Source organism: Actinomadura sp. NPDC000929, from assembly GCF_040492065.1.
GTDB lineage: Bacteria > Actinomycetota > Actinomycetes > Streptosporangiales > Streptosporangiaceae > Spirillospora > Spirillospora verrucosospora.
Genome location: NZ_JBEUPA010000073.1, coordinates 21327 through 37873 on the forward strand (window position 1 = coordinate 21327; position 16547 = coordinate 37873).

A 16547-nucleotide genomic window follows, 5' to 3' on the forward strand; every position below is an offset into this window, starting at 1 on the left:
ACCCGGTCAGGGCATCACGGTGTCGAGGGGCGGCTCTCGCCGTGGGCCCGCCACCACTCGGCCGCCGCGTCCACGGCCAGGCCGGTGGTCCAGAGGTCGGCCGGGTCGTCGGGCAGCAGGCGCTCCCGCACCGCGTCCCGCATGGGGAAGGGAAGCGTGGCGCCGGTCACGGGAATGTCGTCGCCCAGGACGTCCGCCGGGAACCTGCAGACCGCGACGGCGTCCGCCAGGCCGAAGCCCGCGCGTTCCGCCAGAGCGCGGACGGTGGCGGCGGCGTCGATCGGCGCGGGGCCGCGGTCGTCCAGCGACCGCAGGAGCCGGACGACGCGGTCGGCACCGCCCCAGCAGGGGACGGGGGGCCGGGCCGCCTGCCAGCCGGGCGGGCCGGCCGGGTCGAACGTCCCGCCGGGCGCGTACTCCACGGCCGTCGCGATCCGGTCGCTTCGCCGGTAACTCAAGATCAGCATGGCGCCGTGCGGGGTGCGCCAGAGCTCCCCGGGCGCCTCCTTCTCCAGCTGCCTGTCGACCATCTGGCGTTCGGCGTTGGACTGCCCCTCGCCACCCGCCGGAGTGAGGCGAAGTATGCGGCAGGCTCCCGTCCCGTCGCCGATCGGAGCGTTGGCCCAGAGGCGCAGGACGTCGAGGACGCCTTCGCGGTGCGGGTCGGGCGTCCACGGCAGGACGGCCGGGAGCGCGAAACCCGCCAGGGTGTCGAGGTCGGCGCCCACGTGACCGCCGGGCGGCAGGCCGACCGTGCGGACGCGGTAGGGCCTGCCGGCCGCGGGTTCGCCGGTCGCCGCCGACTCCAGCGCGCGGGCCAGGACCCGCTGGCGCACGAGCCACCGCGTCTGCGCCGTTGTGCGCCGGAACGGGAGATCGGCGGCCGGTGAGACCAGCGCGGGCAGTGCCGGCGGCTGGGGACGGCCGGTCCGGTCGCGCAACTCGATGCCCAGGAGGAGGCACTCGACGGCCGCCCGGGTCGCTTCGAGGACGCCGTCGCGCAGCTCCGGCGCGGTCACCTCGGGCAGCACGGCCCGCAGCGCGTCGGCGGCCGCGCTCGGTCCGCTCAGCGCCGCCTCCAGCAGCCGCGCCGCGCCTTCGCGCTCGAGACGCCGCAGCGCCGCCGACCCGTCCGGGTCCGCCGGTTCCCGCCGCGGCCACCAGCCGGGCGGCGGAACGAGCCCGCCCTTCGTGCTCATGACGGGCGAGAAGGGCAGCCGCGCCGTCCGGGTCCCGTCGGGGGCGGTGACCGTGATCGCACCCCGGCTCAGCCGGACCTCGCTCGGCCCGGCGGCGCCGGGGAACGTCACCTCGGCGGTCCCCGGCGCCTGAGGCCGGGCGGTGGCGGTGTCGGGGTCCAGGGTCAGCGCGACGCTCTCGCCCGTCTGCCTTTCGACCCGGAACGTCTGCCAGACGCCGTCCTTGACGCGTGACAGGAGGCCGGTCTTGCCGTCGTACCAGGGCAGCAGCCCGTCGGGCAGTTGGGAGAGCCTCAGCGTCAGGTCGGCGTCGCCGGTGACGTACGCGTAGGCGTTCCAGGACCGGTCCGTGATGGTGAGGTAGCCGAGGTGCTGAAGGATCGTCCGGCCGGATTTCGGAGACTTGTGCGGCCTTCCCGTGCTCGGCACGGCCAGCTCGGCGGGAATGCCACCGCGCAGGGCCGCCAGGAGGGCGTCCACGGGGTCGGCGGGGTCGATCCCCTCGGCGAGGCCCGGCTCCAGGTCGAGGTAGCGGCCGCTGCCGGTCAGCCGGACCAGGCGGTGCAGGGCGGTGTGCAGGAAGGGAAGGTCCGGGCGGGCCGCGTCGGCCTTCCAGCCGTCGACGGCGTCGCGCAGCGCCTCCCGGGTCTCCGGCAGCTCCCAGAGCGCCCTGACGGTGGCCGGGTAGTCGACGTTGCCGTAGTACCCCATGTCGCGGACGAACGCGTCCAGCAGGCTTGCGAAACGCTCGCGTCCTTCTGGCCCGGACGCCGCGTCCGCGGCGTGCGCCGCGGGGTCGAAGTTCGGGCCCCACCAGCGGGGCGAGTCGGTGCCCATCTCCGTCTGGGGAATGATGTGCCGGTGGTCGGGAGGCGGAAGCGCCGGGTCCGTCTCCTCGCCGAACGCCACCTCGGCCTCCGGGAACAGCCGGTCCCCGGCCTGGTCGGCGAGCCTCAGCAGCACGGCGGCCGCGCAGCCGCGCCCCTCGCCGGCGAACCAGTGCGCCGACAGATGCGCCCCCGCCCCGCTCTCGGCCAGGCACTCCAGCCACATCTGCCGGATCTCCTCGGCGACCCCCTCGCCGCTCTCCTCCTCGTGGTGGGCGAGGTCGGGTTCGGCGGCGATCAGCCGCTCCATGAGGGAGACGTCGCGTGCGGCCACCGCGGCGAGCGGCTCACGGGCGGCCGCCCAGACCTGGTGGGACGCGACGGGCATGAGCCCGGCGAGCAGCAGCCGCTCGGCCAGGAACTCCTCCTCGTCCCGCTTCTTGATCTTCGCGCCGCGGGCCAGCGCCCGCAGGTCGGGGAAGATCCGGGCGTACGGGATGACGCCGGCGTCGAACCCCGCGCAGACCAGCTCCCGGAAGCGGGCGTGCGCCTCCTCCCCCGGCAGCTCCGCGGCGAGCGTCTTGGCGTAGTCGCGCATCGCGGCCGGCCCGACGCCGCCCGCCGGCACCAGTTCGAGGAAGACGGCGTGGACCCGGTCGAGGTCGAGCAGCGCGGGATGGTCCTTCTCGACCTTGCGCGCCTGGCCGAACGCCCAGAACGCGAGCTCGTCCTCTCCCGCCCGCACCAGCTCCCGGCAGGCGTCCTCGAAGAACGGTGCCAGCTCGGCGGCGGGGAGCGGGTCCGCGGCCTTGGCCAGCATCTTCTTGGCGCCCTTGGGCCCGGCGGCGGCGAGGTCCGCCGGCGCCGGCAACTGCGGAAACCGAGTCATCTCGTCCCTTCGTCCCTGATCTCCTGAACGACCACGAACCCTGCGACGATCCGACCGCCTGATCGGTTCCGCGACGCGGGACCCTGCCGCACAGTGTGCGCCGTGAAACGGCACACGCTCTGCGGAGGACCCGCACGGCGACCCGCCCCGGCCGGGGCGGGCTCGGCTCAGTGGACGCGAAGGAGGACGCTCCAGGTGTCGGGCCCGATGACCCCGTCGCTCTCGACCTTCGCCCACTTCTGGACGGCGCGGACGGCCTTGTCCATGGTGGCGTCGAAGTCGCGGTCCATGCGGGTCCCGACCTCGGGATGGCTGCGGGCGAGAAGCAGGCCGCGCGCGGTCTGCACCGCCTCGTTCGAGCCCTTCGCGCCTTTGGAGATCGTGGGCAGGTCCTTCACGGCGTCCTCCATCCAGCCGCTTCCGTAAGCGGGCCGTCCATAGCCGGCGATGACGCCGGCCGCGCGGACGCGGCGCCTCACCGCGTCGCCGGTGTTGGCTTCGATCGTCTGGAGCCGTCCGCCCCCGAGGACCTTCTCCACGACGCCGACATGGTCGACCGCGCCGCCGCGGTTGCTCCCGCCCCAGTCGAAGAAGACGATGTCGCCGGGCCTGGCCCGGTCGACCGCGGAGGCGGTGCCGGCGCGCCAGCGACCGGCCTTCTTGAAGTCGTCGACGTGCCACACGGTGTAGGCGCGGTCTCCGCCCGGGAGCACCGCCGAGGCGTTGCCGGAGTGCCGGGCCCAGTAGGTGACGGCCATGTCGCACCAGGACGCGCGCAGGTACTCCTTCCCGTTCCGGGCCGCGTACTCCCGCGTGATGGGGTTCGGGCGCCCCGACATCCCCAGCGACCTGCGCGCCGCCGCGATGATCTTCGCGGCGCTCATCGGCCCTCCTCGCCGTCGTCGTCCCGCCCGCGGAAGATCCCGTCGGCGTCGGGCTCGCCGTACAGCGCACGCAGGACCTGAACCTCGTCGGTCTCGGTCGCCCTGTGCACTGCGGGGTTCACATCCACCTCGTCCATGCGGTCGGCTTCAGCCATCGGTCTCCTTCGTCCGTCGGGCTGTTTCCTTCGTCGGGGGAACGCACGCTCCGCGGGGGAGAGCGGGCGTCGTGTCGGTCCGGGTCAGTTGCGGTCCTGGGCGATCGTCCATCGGCCTGACAACGCCCGGGGGGCGGGCCGGTCATCGGTCTTTCCGCCGGCGGGGAACGCCGCGACCGAGACGTACACGTGCTGGCCCTTGCGGAGCCCCTTGGGCATCGTGCCGGTGGCGAACTGGTCGCCGCCGGTCGCCTTGGCGTCGGCGCGGACCTCGGTCCACGATCCGGCGGACTTCCCGTCCTTCCAGTCGTGGACCTCGAACTGCAGCTGGTACTCGTCGCCCTCGCCGAGGCCTCCGATGCGGACGACGGTGTCGATGTCCGCCCAGGTCGAGGTGGGAGCCACGTAGCCGGGATAGCCGTCGGGGTGGTCCCTGTCGGGTTCGGAATGGGACTTGGCCGGGTCGGCGTGGGTGACGTCCCAGTTGAGGCGGGTGAACCGCCCCCATGCGAGAGTCTGGGGCCTGGATTTGCCGTAGCTGCTGCGGATGGGCACTTCGTCCTCCTGGTGCGGCCCGAGGGCCAGCTTCCTCAGTCCCGCGAGCGAGCCGCGGAAGGCGTTGACGTCGCAGCGGCCCGGAATGCTCGGCACCGCGCCGCTCGACGAGTACTGCAGGATCGAGATGGGCTCCCCGCCGAACTGCACCCACCACGAGGAGGGGACCTTCTTGTAGAGGGCGGCCGGGGTGCCGGAGCCGGAGACGTACCGCGACTGCCAGATCGTGTCGAAGAAGCTGAGATCGGGCCTGCCGTGGGCCTCCCAGTACCAGCGCGGGAAGTAGCCGATGACGGGATGGCCGCCGGTGCGGTCCTTGAACTCGGCCACCCATTCCCTGGCCGTGGTCGCGTTGGCGCCGGACGCCTCGATGTCGAGCGCGACCGCGAGACGGGAGACATCGCCGGCCCTGGCGAGGAAATAGCGGGCCTGCGCGGCACCCCTCTCCCCGTGCAGGAAGTGGTACGCCCCCGGCACGAAGCCGGCCCCCAGGGCGAGCATTCCCGATCGGTTGTGCCCCCAGGTGGGGTTGGTGTAGTTGGTGTTCTCGGTGACCTTCGAGAATCCGAAGCGGATTCCTGACCGGTGCACCACCGGCCAGTTGGGAGTCCCCTGATAGCTGGCCACATCGACCCCGTACAGCAACACTGCCTCCTTTCTGGACGGGCGGCATGCCGACGCCGCCCTGCGGGCATGTGCGAATCGCGAGGATGGGAGTGCGCTCGAATGCATGACGCGGCTCGTGGGGATGACCGCGAGTTCGGCCGCCTCGACGAGGAGTGCGTGGTCGCTCGCCGGCGAAGTCACGCGTGAACGTCAGCAGGCGCTCATCCGGGTAAAAAGCTGATCGCTCTTGCGAGCGCCGCGCAGAAGCACGGCGTCGCGCGCTGCGGTAGCGGGCGCTGGAATCCGCGCGTGGATGACGGCATCAGCGTCCCATCTCGATCAGAGCGCAAAGTCGGTGTAATCGCTGTAGTAGGTCTGCGACGCGTCTTTGGCCGCCGCGATCCATCTCGAGACGTTTCCGGGCGTCGGGGACGAGATGGGGCCGGCGGTGTCGAACCAGCAGGCGAACGCACACCTCGTGTGCTCGCCGCCGCCCGGCGTCGTCGTCAGGTAGGCGACCTGGTCCTTCAACCAGGTCACGCTCTTCGTGCCGGTTCTGCCGTAGCCGATCTCGGGGACCGCCCACGGGATGCCCTTGGACCGGGCGAACTTCACGGCCGGCCCCCACAGGGTGGGGCCGCTTCCGAGGTGGGAGTAACCGTCCACGCCGAGGACGTCCACGAGCCCGTCGCCCGGCCAGGTGTCGGCATAGGTGCTGCCCGCCCTGGGGGAGGTGCCCGACCAGGTGGTGAGGATCTGGACCGTGTGCAGGTGCGTCCAGCCCTCCGACTGCACCTGCCGCACCAGTTCGCAGAAGCGCTTCAGAGCCGCCGTGTACGTCGCGAGGCGGAAGGCCCCGTTACGGATCTTGCCGTCGCCCTCATGCCAGATCGACACGAACGCGAGGTGGCTCTTGGGGATGGACCGCAGGAACTTCAGCGTCGGCGCGTCCAGGCGCCCGCCGGCCATCGCGGTGATCGACGGTTTCGCGCTCCAGCAGCTGGCCCGCTTTCCCACGTCCACGCCGCCGGTACTCCGGGCCCAGGAGACGGGCATGCCCGCGGCAGCGGGCTGGTAGGAGCGGCGAATGGTCAGCGGCCCGTAGGAGGCGTCCTTCGCGGCGAAGTCGGAACCGGACAGGTTCTGGGGGCACGTCCCCCACAGGATCGCGTTCCGGTTCTTCGCCATGGGACTGCCTCCGCCTTCGATCGGCCCGCCGGTGGGCGGGCCCGAAAATTGATCACACCGGGGTCGCCGGTGAACGGGGAACCGGTGCTGCGGGAGGCACTCCGGTTTCACGTGCTCGACCTTCAGCGCCGCGTCCGGGATTGCCCTAGTCGTTCCCTAACGTAATGCTCGCAGTGGTCGGCGGAGATGAAATAGAGGTGGCTCCGAGAGTATTCCGGCCTGTCGGGCAAGGGATATGTATCGATTAAATTTCCAGGCCAAACGCCGCTGGCAATGGGGGGCGGCAGGGGAAATATCTGAAGCGTTCTCAAGGGCGGTCCTGAAGGTGATGACGGGGCTAATGGGACGGCTTTCAGGTCGAGCAATATCCGCTTTTAGAATGAAATACAGCCTTTTTCTGGTGGGGAGGGGTGTCAGGGTGACCGGCACGACACGTCACGTCACATGACCGGCTGGTCGTCCAGGATGAGCTGCGCTGATACGTGAATCAGTATCAATCGCTGATCGATATCCATATTGGACAGATCGCATCGTCCGGTGATCGAGTAAGCCGCATGATCAAGCCCTCTTCCCGCACCGCGCGCTTCCGGCTGGGCGCCACCGCGCTCGCCGCGCTCACCCTCTTCGGCACCGCCGCGTGCGGCGCGACCGCCCATGACACCGCCCCGCGCGCCGCCGCCGCCGTCGCCGCGGCCGATCAGATCCGTCCCGTCGTCGTCGAGCGCGACGATCTGCGGGCCGTCTTCGACGCGGCGGGCGTGCACGGCTCGTTCGCCCTGCTGGACGTGAAGACCCGCTCCACGACGGTGGTGGACCGGCGGCTCGCCGAGACGCCGCTGGTGCCCGCTTCCAGCTTCAAGGTCCCGCACGCCCTGGTCGCCCTGGAGACCGGGGTGGTCAAGAGCCCCGACGAGGTGATCCCCTGGGACGGGACGCCGCAGCCGTTCCCCGAGTGGGAGCACGACATGACGATGCGGGAGGCCGTCCGCATCTCCAACGCCGCGGCGTTCCAGGTGATCGCCCGTCGTGTCGGGCTCCAGCGCGAGGGGCAGTGGCTGCACCGGCTCGGCTACGGCAACCGCCGGACCGGGACCGTGGTGGACCGGTTCTGGCTGGACGGCCCGCTGAAGATCTCCGCCGTGGAGCAGACCCGGTTCCTGGAGCGGCTCGCGGCCGAACGCCTGCCCGCCTCGCGTGCGAACCAGCGCACCGTCCGCGACATCATCAAGCAAGAGGAGAAGGACGGGTACACCCTGTACGCCAAGTCGGGCTGGCAGAACGCCCCCAACCCCGGCACCGGCTGGTGGGTCGGATGGGTCGACCGCGGCGGGCGCGTGACCACGTTCGCGCTGAACATCGACATCGTCAAGGACGGCGACGCGGGCAAGCGCGCCACGGTCGCGCGCGAGTTGCTGCAGCGTCTGAACGTGCTGCCCGACGCGTGAGGGGCCGGCCCGCGGACCGCGGTGACCGCTGCGCCGAACCCCGTCCGCCGGTACAAGCCGCGCTGATGGGTAAGGAGGCGGCAGGGGAGGCTTAGGGGGAGCCGTGCGTGTAGCGGGTGTGCAGACCGTCCTGCCGGACCATCACTACGAGCAGCGAGACATCACCGAGGCCGTCGTCGGGGCGACCGGGGCCGACCGGCGGGTGGTGGAGCGTTTCCACGCCGCCACCCGGGTGACGGGCCGGTACCTGGCCCTGCCGATCGAGAAGTACGCGAACCTCGACGGCTTCACCACCGCGAACGGCGCCTATGTCGACGCCGCGCTGTCCCTCGGGGAAAGAGCCGTCCGGGGGGCGCTGGAGGCGTCCGGGATCGAGGCGTCGGAGGTCGACCATCTGGTCTTCTGCTCCTCGACCGGAGTCGCCACCCCCTCGCTGGACGCGACCCTGGCCCAGCGTCTGGGCCTGCGGGACGACATCAAGCGGGTGCCGATCTTCGGTCTGGGGTGCGCGGCCGGCGCCGCGGGACTGTCGCGGCTGCACGACTACCTCCGCGCGTGGCCCGACCAGGTGGCGGCGCTGGTCTGCGTCGAGCTGTGCTCGCTGACGGCGCAGCGCGACGACGAGTCGCTGGCCAACCTGGTGGCCAGCGGCCTGTTCGGGGACGGCGCCGCGGCCGTGGTGGCGGTCGGAGGCGACCGGAGCACCGGTGCCGGGGGCCCGAGCCGCTGGGGGCCGCGCGTCGTCGCGACCCGCAGCAAGCTCTACCCCGGCACCGGGAGGCTCATGGGATGGGACGTCGGCGAGCACGGCTTCCGGATCGTCCTCGCCGCCGACCTGGTGGACCACGTGGAGGCGACGCTGGCGGGCGACGTCGCCGCCTTCCTCGGCGAGCACGGTCTGTCGCCCGGCGAGGTGACCTCCTGGGTCTGCCACCCCGGCGGGCCGAAGGTGATCGAGACGATCGCCGAGGCCTTCTCCCTCGTCCACGGCGAACTCGACCTGACATGGGACTCCCTGCGGGAGTTCGGCAACCTGTCCTCGGTCTCGGTGCTCAACGTGCTGCAGGAGACGATCGAGCGCCGCCGCCCGCCCGAGGGCGAACCCGGGCTGCTGATGGCGCTCGGGCCGGGGTTCTCCGCCGAACTGCTCCTGCTGCGCTGGTGAACCCGTGACCGGCTTCACGCTGCTCGTCGCGCTCGTCGGGGCCGAGCGGCTCGCCGAGCTGGTCGTGGCCCGCCGCAACCGGGCCTGGGCCCGGAGGAGGGGCGGCGTCGAGTACGGACGCGGGCACTACCCGGCGATCGTCGCCGCCCACGTCGGCCTGCTCGGCGGCGCGCTGCTGGAGGCGCGGTTCCTCGACCGTCCCTTCATCCCGGCGCTGGGCTGGCCGATGCTGGGCCTCGCCGTCCTGGCCCAGGGGCTGCGCTGGTGGTGCATCGCCACGCTCGGCGTCCGGTGGAACACCCGGGTGATCATCGTTCCGGACCTGCCGCTGGTGGCGGAGGGCCCCTACCGCCGGCTGCGCCACCCCAACTACGTCGCGGTCGTCGCCGAGGGCGTCGCCCTGCCGCTGGTGCACACCTGCTGGCTCACCGCCCTGCTGTTCACCGTCGTGAACCTGGGCCTCCTGAGGACCCGCATCAGAACCGAGAACGCCGCCCTCCAACAAGCCGCCGACACCAGCCCCGCACCCCCGTGACGTCCCACACCACCGCGGCGGTTGACCCTGACGCAGGGTCAACCTCCCAGCATGGTCGCCATGAACAGGACGACCAGTGCGCCGGACCACGGCGAATGGGCTGAACCCGGCGGCAGGACGATGCGGAAATTCACGATCCGGCACGGGGGCATCACGATCCCGGTGTCCCGTGGCGGCAGGGGACGGCCGCTCGTCCTGTGCCCCGGGCTGAACTCGACGCAGGCCGACCTGCACGAGCTGGCCGGGCTGCTGCGGCGCGACCACGACGTGGTGACCTTCGACCTGCGAGGCCACGGCCTCGCTTCGGCCGCCGACCGGTACTCCTTCGAGGCGTTCCTGAGCGATCTGGACGCCGTGATGGCGGAGCCGGACCGCCTCGGCCTGGACGAGGCCCCCGTGCTCGTGGGCTACTCGATGGGCGCTGACCTGGCCGTGCACTTCGCCTCCGAGCATCCCGGCGCCGTGGCCGGGCTCGTCCTCGTCGACGGGGCGAACCCGGTGCCCGAACCCTTCGTCACCGAGGCCCTCCTGCCGGAACTCCGCGCGATGTGGGAGGACATGGCGGCTCGGCAGGAGGCCGCACGGGGCACCGCGCGCCAGGTGCTGCTCACCGGCCAGGACATCCTCGACCTGAACGTCGAGATCGACGCGGTCCGGTCCGGGATCCTCGACCGCTACCGGAAGATCGACCGGCCGGTCCGCATGATCATGTCGAGCTCGATGGCCGGTGAGGGCGGGGGAGAGCATGCGCCCCGGCTCAACCGGAACTGGCGTGCCGGAATCGACCGGCTCGTTCGCGAGCAGCCGCACATCCCCGCCTTCTGGCTCGAAGCCGACCACCGACTGGTCTTCACCCATGCCCCGGAGATAGCCCGCATCATCCGGAGCACGCCCGGCCGGGCCGGCTCGACGCCCGTCCCGTAGGAGACTGGTCGGATGCTGACCATCGGCGAGCTGGCGTCCTACGCCGGAGTGACGGTGCGCACGGTGCGGCACTACCACGCCAAGGGACTGCTGCCGGAGCCGGAGCGGGACCGCTCCGGGTACCGCCGGTACGACGCGGGCGCCGTGATCGAGCTGATCAGGATCCGGACGCTCGCCCAGGCGGGGGTCCCGCTGGCACGGGTGCGGCAGCTCCTGCGGGCCGGCGAGGAAGAGTTCGCCGCGGCGGTCGCGGACATCGACAGGCGGTTGTGCGCCGAGATCCGGCAGCGACGGCTCCACCGCGCGCAGATCGCCCGGCTGGCCTCGGGAGACCACCTGGCGCTGCCGCCGGAGGTGGTCGAGTATCTCGACCGGCTGCGGGCGCTCGGCATCGACGAGCGGATCGTCCGGGTCGAGCGCGACGGCTGGATCCTGCTGGCCGCGCACTCGCCCGAGCGCGTCGCGGAGTGGACGGCGCGCAAGCGCCGGCAGATCGACGACCCGCGGCTCGTCGCCTTCTACCGCTCGCTCGGCCAGGCCCTCGACCAGAGCGGCGACGACCCGCGGCTGGTCGAGGCGACCGACGAGCTGGCCGACTACATCACGCAGATGGCCGACGAACAGGGCGAGGACTACGTCGACGACACCGACCTCGATCCACCGCTGGTCGAGCTGATGGACGCACGGGTGTTCGACACCGTGCCGCAGGCCCGCCGCCTGATCGAGCTGCTGAGGCGGAGAGGCTGGACCGGCTGGACCAAGCTGGAGCGCATCCCCCTCACCGATGACCGGCGATGACCCGGCTCGCGAACGCACCGGCGGGCGCCGGCCGTCGTCACCGCGACTCCCTCGATCAGCTTGGCGGGTCATCGTCCAGGAGGTCCTGCATCCGCTGCACCAGCTGTTCGAGTTGGGCATGGACGTCTGGCCCCTCGTGGTGCGCCGACCGATCGATGGGCCCGGGATCCGGCTGGGGCGGCAGCGATGCGTAGGCGACGCGGACCGGTTTCTCGTCCTTCCCGTTCGGCCCGGGCCGCCCAGGGTTGGTCAGCTCGACCGGAAGTGGCGTGAAGTCCCTACGTTCGATCATCGCGATGTCCCACTCGATCACACGCTCGTAGACGTCGTCGGACACGATCAGGGCGAAGTCGCCCTGCTCGAAACGCGCTCGGAGGGCGGGCGCGTTGAGCAGCCGGAACAGAAGGTTCAGGTCGGGACTGACCACACCGTGATCATCGTGAGTGAGCTCTCCGCGTGGACCGCCATGCGCAGGCGCAGTCGCTGCTTCGCGGGCAGCCCCTTGTTGATCTGGCGCAGCCGTGTGCTGATCTCGGGGGCCAGAGAGATGATCAGACTGTGGACGCTGTAGCCGGGGGGCGCCAGGAGGAAGAACCCGTCGCCGCGGTCCTCGCGTTCGCAGTCCGTCCAGCTCAACTCGGCGGCACCGGCGGCCTCCTGGATCACCTGGTACATGGTGTAGCGCTTGTGCAGCATCAGGTGCGGGGCTCCGCTGCTGAAATCGCAGATATCGAATGCGGCCATTGCCCGGTACTGCGGCGGGTGCGCGGGGGTCGGCCGGTGAGGGCCCCCGAGTCTGTGGCGGCCAGGGAAGGGCAGGGGAAGACGCCTGACGCCGGGCGTCCCCGCACATGCCGTATGCGGGTCGCCTTCCGGGGCCCGCGGAAGATCGGGAGAAGACCCGGTGTCCGGGTGGGCCGCGCCCGCGTCCGAGGCGGCCTGAGGTCCCGAAGATCTCCTGTCAGAACGGACTCCGCACTACGAGGAGGTCAACCGAAGCGAGAACGGGTCTGCTCATGCCACCATTACGGTGATTCGTGAGGAGTCTCGTTGCATCGTCTGATCGTGTCCCTGACCTCCCCCGGGGCGTTTCGAACGGTACTGGAGGCGCTGAAGGCGCCGCTCCCGGCGAACGCGCCGCCCGGACGGCACATCTTGATCGAGCCGGGTTCGTACCCGAACACGGGGTTCCACAGTAAGAGCGACTTCGTGATGACGGCCGTCGAGGGGCTGGGCTCCGTGACGCTCGACGGCCGCACCGTCGGCACGGTCGAGGTCAGCGGACAGGTGACGCTGCAGGGGCTCATCGTCCGGAACTGGAGCGACGAAGGCCTCGCGCTGGAGGTCGCCCGAGGCACCATCGTGGCGGAGCGGTGCGAGTTCATGACCCGGGGCCGGCTCGCCGTGCGGGCGTCGAGGGGCGCCAACCTCACCCTGCGCAACTGCGAGGTGCAGGAGGGCGCGGTCGTGTACAGCGCCTCGTCCGGGCTCATGGAGGCCACCTCGGTCACCGGGACGGGCGGCAACGCGGTGGCGGTCCGCAGCGGCAGCACGGTGACCCTGCGGTCGTGCCAGATCAGCGAGGCGGGCGGGCACGCCGTCTGGGCGACCGAGGGATCCAAGCCGGTGCTCGAGCGGTGCACGATCAGCGACCCGGCCAGCTCGGCGCTCCGGATCGAGGAGCGCGCGGAGGTCGTGCTCCGCGACTGCGAGATCCGCGGCACCGGCAAGACGGCCGTCGCCGTGGTCGACAAGGGCGGCCTCACCGCGGACGACTGCCTGGTCACGGGCGCGGGGACCGACGGGATCTGGGTGGCGACCGGCGGCTCGCTGACCGCGCGGCGGGTCAGGACGGAGGCGCCGCACCGGGCAGGCGTGGTCATCGAGAAGGGCACCGCCCTCCTGGAGGACTGCGAGGTCGCCGACACGCCCGGAAACGCCATGTTCCTCGCCCGGGACTCGAACGTCACGATCGTCCGGGGACGGGTCACCGACTCGGGGCGGGTCGGCGTCGAGATAGACGGGGGCGCGAGCGTCCGGATGGAGGGGACGACGGTCACCGGCAGCAAGCTCGGCGGCGTGAGCGTCGAACCGGGGGGCACGCTCACCATCCGCGGCTGCACCCTGGCGGACAACATCGGCCGGGGCATCCTCACCTGCCTCGGGACAAGCGTGCGTGTCGATGATCTGACGAGCGTCCGCAACGGGAGGCCGGATCTGTTCGACTTCGACCTGGCCGCCGCGCAGGCCAAGAAGCGCGCGCCGGCCGAGCCGGTCGAGGACGCGCCGGCCGAGCCCGGGAGCCAGGCGCCGGCCGCACCCGAGACCGCGCCGCCCGTGGCGAAGGAACCGGTTGACGGGTCGGCGGACGCGCTGCTGGGCCGGTTGGAGGCGATGGTGGGTCTCGCGGGGGTGAAGCGTGAGATCCGGAAGGTGCCGAGTCTGCAGAAGATGGCCGAGCAGCGGCGGCTTGCGGGGTTGCCGCCCGGTCCGGCGATCGTTCGGCACATGGTGTTCGCGGGTCCGCCGGGGACGGGCAAGACGACGGTTGCGCGGCTTTACGGCGGGATTCTCGCGGCGTTGGGTGTGGTGGAGAAGGGCCAGGTGGTGGAGGTCAGCCGGGCCGATCTGGTGTCGGAGAACGTCGGCGGGACGGCGCTGCGGACCACGGAGGTGTTCCGGCGGGCGCTGGGCGGGGTGTTGTTCATCGATGAGGCCTACACGTTGTCGCGTAAGGCGACGGGGACCGATTTCGGGCAGGAGGCCATCGACACCCTGGTGAAGCTGATGGAGGATCACCGCGACGAGGTCGTGGTGATCGCGGCGGGGTATTCGGCGGAGATGCGCGACTTCCTGGCCGCCAACCCAGGGTTGAAGTCGCGGTTCACGCGCACGGTGGAGTTCGAGAACTACAGCCCCGCCGAACTCGTCCAGATCGTGGAGTCGCACGCGACCAGGGACGGGTACCGGCTGGCCGACGACGCGCGCGCGGCGATCCTGGCGCATTTCGCGGGGCAGCGGAGGGACGCGACGTTCGGGAACGGGCGAGCGGCACGGCAGGTGTTCGAGGCCGCGGTGGAGCGGCAGGCGCAGCGCCTGGCAGACCTGCCCGAACTGCCCTCAGGTGAGGAGTTGAGCCTGCTCGTCGCCGAGGACCTCGACGTGGACGCGGGGTTGGCGGCGCGGTTCGGGGAGGCGCGCGACGCCGGTCAGGTCACCGATGTCCTGGCGCGCCTTTCGGGGATGACGGGGCTGGAGGAGGTCAAGCGGGAGATCAAGGACCTGCTCGACCTGCTGGCCTCGGCGCGGCGGCGCCGGGCGGCGGGGTTGGAGGCCGAGCCGTTCACCGGGCATCTGATCTTCGCCGGTCCGCCGGGCACGGGCAAGACGACCGTCGCACGCCTGTACGGCGAACTCCTCACCGCTCTGGGCGTCCTTGCCCAAGGGCAGGTGGTGGAGGCGGCGCGGGTGGATCTGGTCGGGCAGTACGTGGGGCACACCGCGCACAAGACCACCGAGGTGTTCCAGCGCGCCCGGGGCGGGGTCCTGTTCATCGACGAGGCGTACACCCTGTCCCGCTCGGGCGGGTCGGGTCACGATTTCGGGCAGGAGGCCATCGACACGCTGGTCAAGCTGATGGAGGACCACCGTGACGAGGTCATCGTGATCGCCGCCGGATACACCAACGAGATGGAGGGGTTCCTGGCCACCAACCCCGGCCTGGCGTCCCGGTTCGCGCGCACGCTGACCTTCCAGCCCTACCCCGTCGACGGCCTGGCCTCCATCTTCGTCAAGAAAGCGGAGGCAGCGGACTACCGCGTCCCCGAGGCCACTCGCGAGGCTCTGACCGTCTACCTGACCGCCAACCGGGATCGGTTCCGCGAAGGCAACGGCCGTGAAGTCGACAAGCTGGTCCGGTCGGCCATCACCGCGCACGCCCGCCGCACCGAACAACTCGCCAACACCGGGGTCGAACTCACCACCGAACAACTCGCCACCCTCCTCCCCGAGGACATCACCTAGTCCTCCGAGGATTCTCGACGGCGAGGTCGGGGACAGCACGTCGTTGTCCCTCCACCAGTAAGGAACCACGCTATGACCACCTCGAACGCCTTCCCCTTGGAACCGACGGCGATCCATGTGCCCGACGAGGCCCTCGACGACTTGCGCGCTCGTCTCGCATTGACCCGTCCGCCGCTGGACGAGGGGAACGAGGACTGGTCCTACGGCGTCCCGGCCGGTTACCTCCGCGGGCTGGTCGATTACTGGCGGGACGGCTACGACTGGCGCAAGGCCGAGGCCGCCATCAACGCCTACGAGCACTACCAGGTGAGCGTCTCCGGTGTGCCGGTGCACTTCATGCGCAAGCCGGGCCGCGGCCCCCGTCCGGTCCCGCTGATCCTCACCCACGGCTGGCCGTGGACGTTCTGGCACTGGTCGAAGGTGATCGACCCGCTCGCCGACCCGGCCGCGTTCGGCGGTGACCCCGGCGACGCGTTCGACGTCATCGTGCCGTCCCTGCCCGGCTTCGGTTTCCCCGGCCCGCTCACCGGCTTCCCGGACGTCAACTTCTGGAAGGTCTCCGATCTCTGGCACACGCTGATGACGGAGACCCTGGGGTACGAGAAGTACGCCGCCGGGGGCTGCGACATCGGCGGGATCGTCACCAGCCAGCTCGGCCACAAGTACGCCGACGAGCTGTACGGCATCCACATCGGCTCCGGGCTGCCGCTCGACTTCTTCAACGGCCCCCGCGCCTGGGACTTCGCCCGGAACCGGCCCCTCACCGACGACCAGCCCGCCGACGTCCGCGCCCGCATCATCGAGATGGACCACCGCTCGGCGTCCCACCTCACCGTGCACATGCTCGACGGCGCGACCCTGGCCCACGGCCTGAGCGACTCGCCCGCCGGACTGCTCGCCTGGCTGCTGGAGCGCTGGAACGCCTGGAGCGACAGCGGCGGCGACGTCGAGTCCGTCTTCAGCAAGGACGACCTGCTCACCCACGCCACGATCTACTGGGTGAACAACTCCATCGCCACGTCGATGCGGTACTACGCCAACGCCAACCGCTACCCCTGGACGCCCGCCCACGACCGCACCCCGGTCGTGCAGGCCCCGGTCGGCCTCACCTTCGTCACGTACGAGAACCCGCCCGGCGTCCACACCGCCGAAGAGCGCGTCCGTGCGTTCGAGACGGGCCCGCAGAGCGCCTGGTTCAACCACGTCAACGTCAACGCCCACGACCACGGCGGCCACTTCATCCCCTGGGAGAACCCCGACGCCTGGGTGAGCGACCTGCGCCGTACCTTCCGGGGCCGCAGGCCCTGAGTCGACGGCGCCGGGGCCGGGGGCCCCCCCGGGGGGGCCCCCCCCC

The 16547-nt window shown here is 71.3% G+C and carries 14 protein-coding genes; 7 read left to right on the forward strand and 7 right to left on the reverse strand.

Going from position 1 to position 16547, the window contains the following annotated elements; genetic code table 11:
• Positions 1 to 14 precede the first annotated feature (14 nt).
• The 5 genes from ABWI04_RS24025 to ABWI04_RS24045 form a co-directional block, all read right to left on the reverse strand.
• The gene (locus ABWI04_RS24025; protein WP_353833859.1) at positions 15 to 2915 is read right to left on the reverse strand and encodes a hypothetical protein; all 2901 of its coding nucleotides are present in this window, start codon (positions 2913 to 2915) and stop codon (positions 15 to 17) included.
• 167 nt (positions 2916 to 3082) lie between these two features.
• Entirely contained in the window at positions 3083 to 3799 is a 717-nt protein-coding gene (locus ABWI04_RS24030) for a CHAP domain-containing protein (RefSeq protein WP_353833860.1), read from the reverse strand.
• Positions 3796 to 3954 (reverse strand): hypothetical protein, encoded by a 159-nt coding sequence (locus ABWI04_RS24035; RefSeq protein ID WP_345172557.1) that lies wholly within the window; start codon positions 3952 to 3954, stop codon positions 3796 to 3798. Before ABWI04_RS24035 ends, ABWI04_RS24030 begins: the two co-directional genes overlap by 4 nt.
• Before the next feature lie 84 nt (positions 3955 to 4038).
• Positions 4039 to 5154, reverse strand: a complete 1116-nt coding sequence (locus ABWI04_RS24040; protein ID WP_345172559.1) for a glycoside hydrolase family 25 protein — start codon at positions 5152 to 5154, stop codon at positions 4039 to 4041.
• Between the two features lie 300 nt (positions 5155 to 5454).
• On the reverse strand, positions 5455 to 6303 hold the full coding sequence (locus ABWI04_RS24045; RefSeq protein WP_345172561.1) for a glycoside hydrolase family 26 protein: 849 nt from the start codon (positions 6301 to 6303) through the stop codon (positions 5455 to 5457).
• Positions 6304 to 6857: 554 nt separating this feature from the next.
• Here ABWI04_RS24045 and blaOXA point away from each other — a divergent pair.
• The 5 genes from blaOXA to ABWI04_RS24070 all read left to right on the forward strand — a co-directional run bounded on the left by blaOXA (position 6858) and on the right by ABWI04_RS24070 (position 11170).
• Positions 6858 to 7748 carry a class D beta-lactamase gene (blaOXA, locus tag ABWI04_RS24050; protein ID WP_353833861.1) on the forward strand — a complete coding sequence of 297 codons (891 nt, stop codon included), beginning with the start codon at positions 6858 to 6860 and terminating at the stop codon, positions 7746 to 7748.
• A 103-nt stretch (positions 7749 to 7851) separates the two neighbouring features.
• Positions 7852 to 8913 carry a type III polyketide synthase gene (locus ABWI04_RS24055; RefSeq protein ID WP_345172565.1) on the forward strand — a complete coding sequence of 354 codons (1062 nt, stop codon included), beginning with the start codon at positions 7852 to 7854 and terminating at the stop codon, positions 8911 to 8913.
• Between the two features lie 4 nt (positions 8914 to 8917).
• Positions 8918 to 9448: an isoprenylcysteine carboxyl methyltransferase family protein gene (locus ABWI04_RS24060; RefSeq protein WP_353833862.1), complete on the forward strand. Its 531-nt coding sequence runs from the start codon at positions 8918 to 8920 to the stop codon at positions 9446 to 9448.
• 60 nt (positions 9449 to 9508) lie between these two features.
• Positions 9509 to 10372, forward strand: a complete 864-nt coding sequence (locus ABWI04_RS24065) for an alpha/beta fold hydrolase (protein WP_353833863.1) — start codon at positions 9509 to 9511, stop codon at positions 10370 to 10372.
• A gap of 12 nt (positions 10373 to 10384) precedes the next feature.
• Positions 10385 to 11170 carry a MerR family transcriptional regulator gene (locus ABWI04_RS24070; protein ID WP_353833864.1) on the forward strand — a complete coding sequence of 262 codons (786 nt, stop codon included), beginning with the start codon at positions 10385 to 10387 and terminating at the stop codon, positions 11168 to 11170.
• 55 nt (positions 11171 to 11225) lie between these two features.
• Here ABWI04_RS24070 and ABWI04_RS24075 read toward each other — a convergent pair whose 3' ends face one another.
• Positions 11226 to 11597 carry a hypothetical protein gene (locus ABWI04_RS24075; protein ID WP_353833865.1) on the reverse strand — a complete coding sequence of 124 codons (372 nt, stop codon included), beginning with the start codon at positions 11595 to 11597 and terminating at the stop codon, positions 11226 to 11228.
• Entirely contained in the window at positions 11579 to 11914 is a 336-nt protein-coding gene (locus ABWI04_RS24080; RefSeq protein ID WP_353833866.1) for a hypothetical protein, read from the reverse strand. Before ABWI04_RS24080 ends, ABWI04_RS24075 begins: the two co-directional genes overlap by 19 nt.
• A gap of 306 nt (positions 11915 to 12220) precedes the next feature.
• Between ABWI04_RS24080 and ABWI04_RS24085 the strand changes: the two genes are divergently transcribed.
• Entirely contained in the window at positions 12221 to 15193 is a 2973-nt protein-coding gene (locus ABWI04_RS24085) for an AAA family ATPase (protein ID WP_353833867.1), read from the forward strand.
• 72 nt (positions 15194 to 15265) lie between these two features.
• Positions 15266 to 16501: an epoxide hydrolase family protein gene (locus tag ABWI04_RS24090; protein ID WP_345172577.1), complete on the forward strand. Its 1236-nt coding sequence runs from the start codon at positions 15266 to 15268 to the stop codon at positions 16499 to 16501.
• Positions 16502 to 16547 lie beyond the last annotated feature (46 nt).

What these genes read in the sequence shown, in the direction of transcription:
- ABWI04_RS24065 (WP_353833863.1), top strand. Translation starts at nt 9,509, where the DNA reads ATGAACAGGACGACCAGTGCGCCGGACCACGGCGAATGGGCTGAACCC.
- ABWI04_RS24090 (WP_345172577.1), top strand. Translation starts at nt 15,266, where the DNA reads ATGACCACCTCGAACGCCTTCCCCTTGGAACCGACGGCGATCCATGTG.
- ABWI04_RS24070 (WP_353833864.1), top strand. Translation starts at nt 10,385, where the DNA reads ATGCTGACCATCGGCGAGCTGGCGTCCTACGCCGGAGTGACGGTGCGC.
- ABWI04_RS24035 (WP_345172557.1), bottom strand. Translation starts at nt 3,954, where the DNA reads ATGGCTGAAGCCGACCGCATGGACGAGGTGGATGTGAACCCCGCAGTG.
- ABWI04_RS24025 (WP_353833859.1), bottom strand. Translation starts at nt 2,915, where the DNA reads ATGACTCGGTTTCCGCAGTTGCCGGCGCCGGCGGACCTCGCCGCCGCC.
- blaOXA (WP_353833861.1), top strand. Translation starts at nt 6,858, where the DNA reads ATGATCAAGCCCTCTTCCCGCACCGCGCGCTTCCGGCTGGGCGCCACC.
- ABWI04_RS24030 (WP_353833860.1), bottom strand. Translation starts at nt 3,799, where the DNA reads ATGAGCGCCGCGAAGATCATCGCGGCGGCGCGCAGGTCGCTGGGGATG.
- ABWI04_RS24045 (WP_345172561.1), bottom strand. Translation starts at nt 6,303, where the DNA reads ATGGCGAAGAACCGGAACGCGATCCTGTGGGGGACGTGCCCCCAGAAC.
- ABWI04_RS24080 (WP_353833866.1), bottom strand. Translation starts at nt 11,914, where the DNA reads ATGGCCGCATTCGATATCTGCGATTTCAGCAGCGGAGCCCCGCACCTG.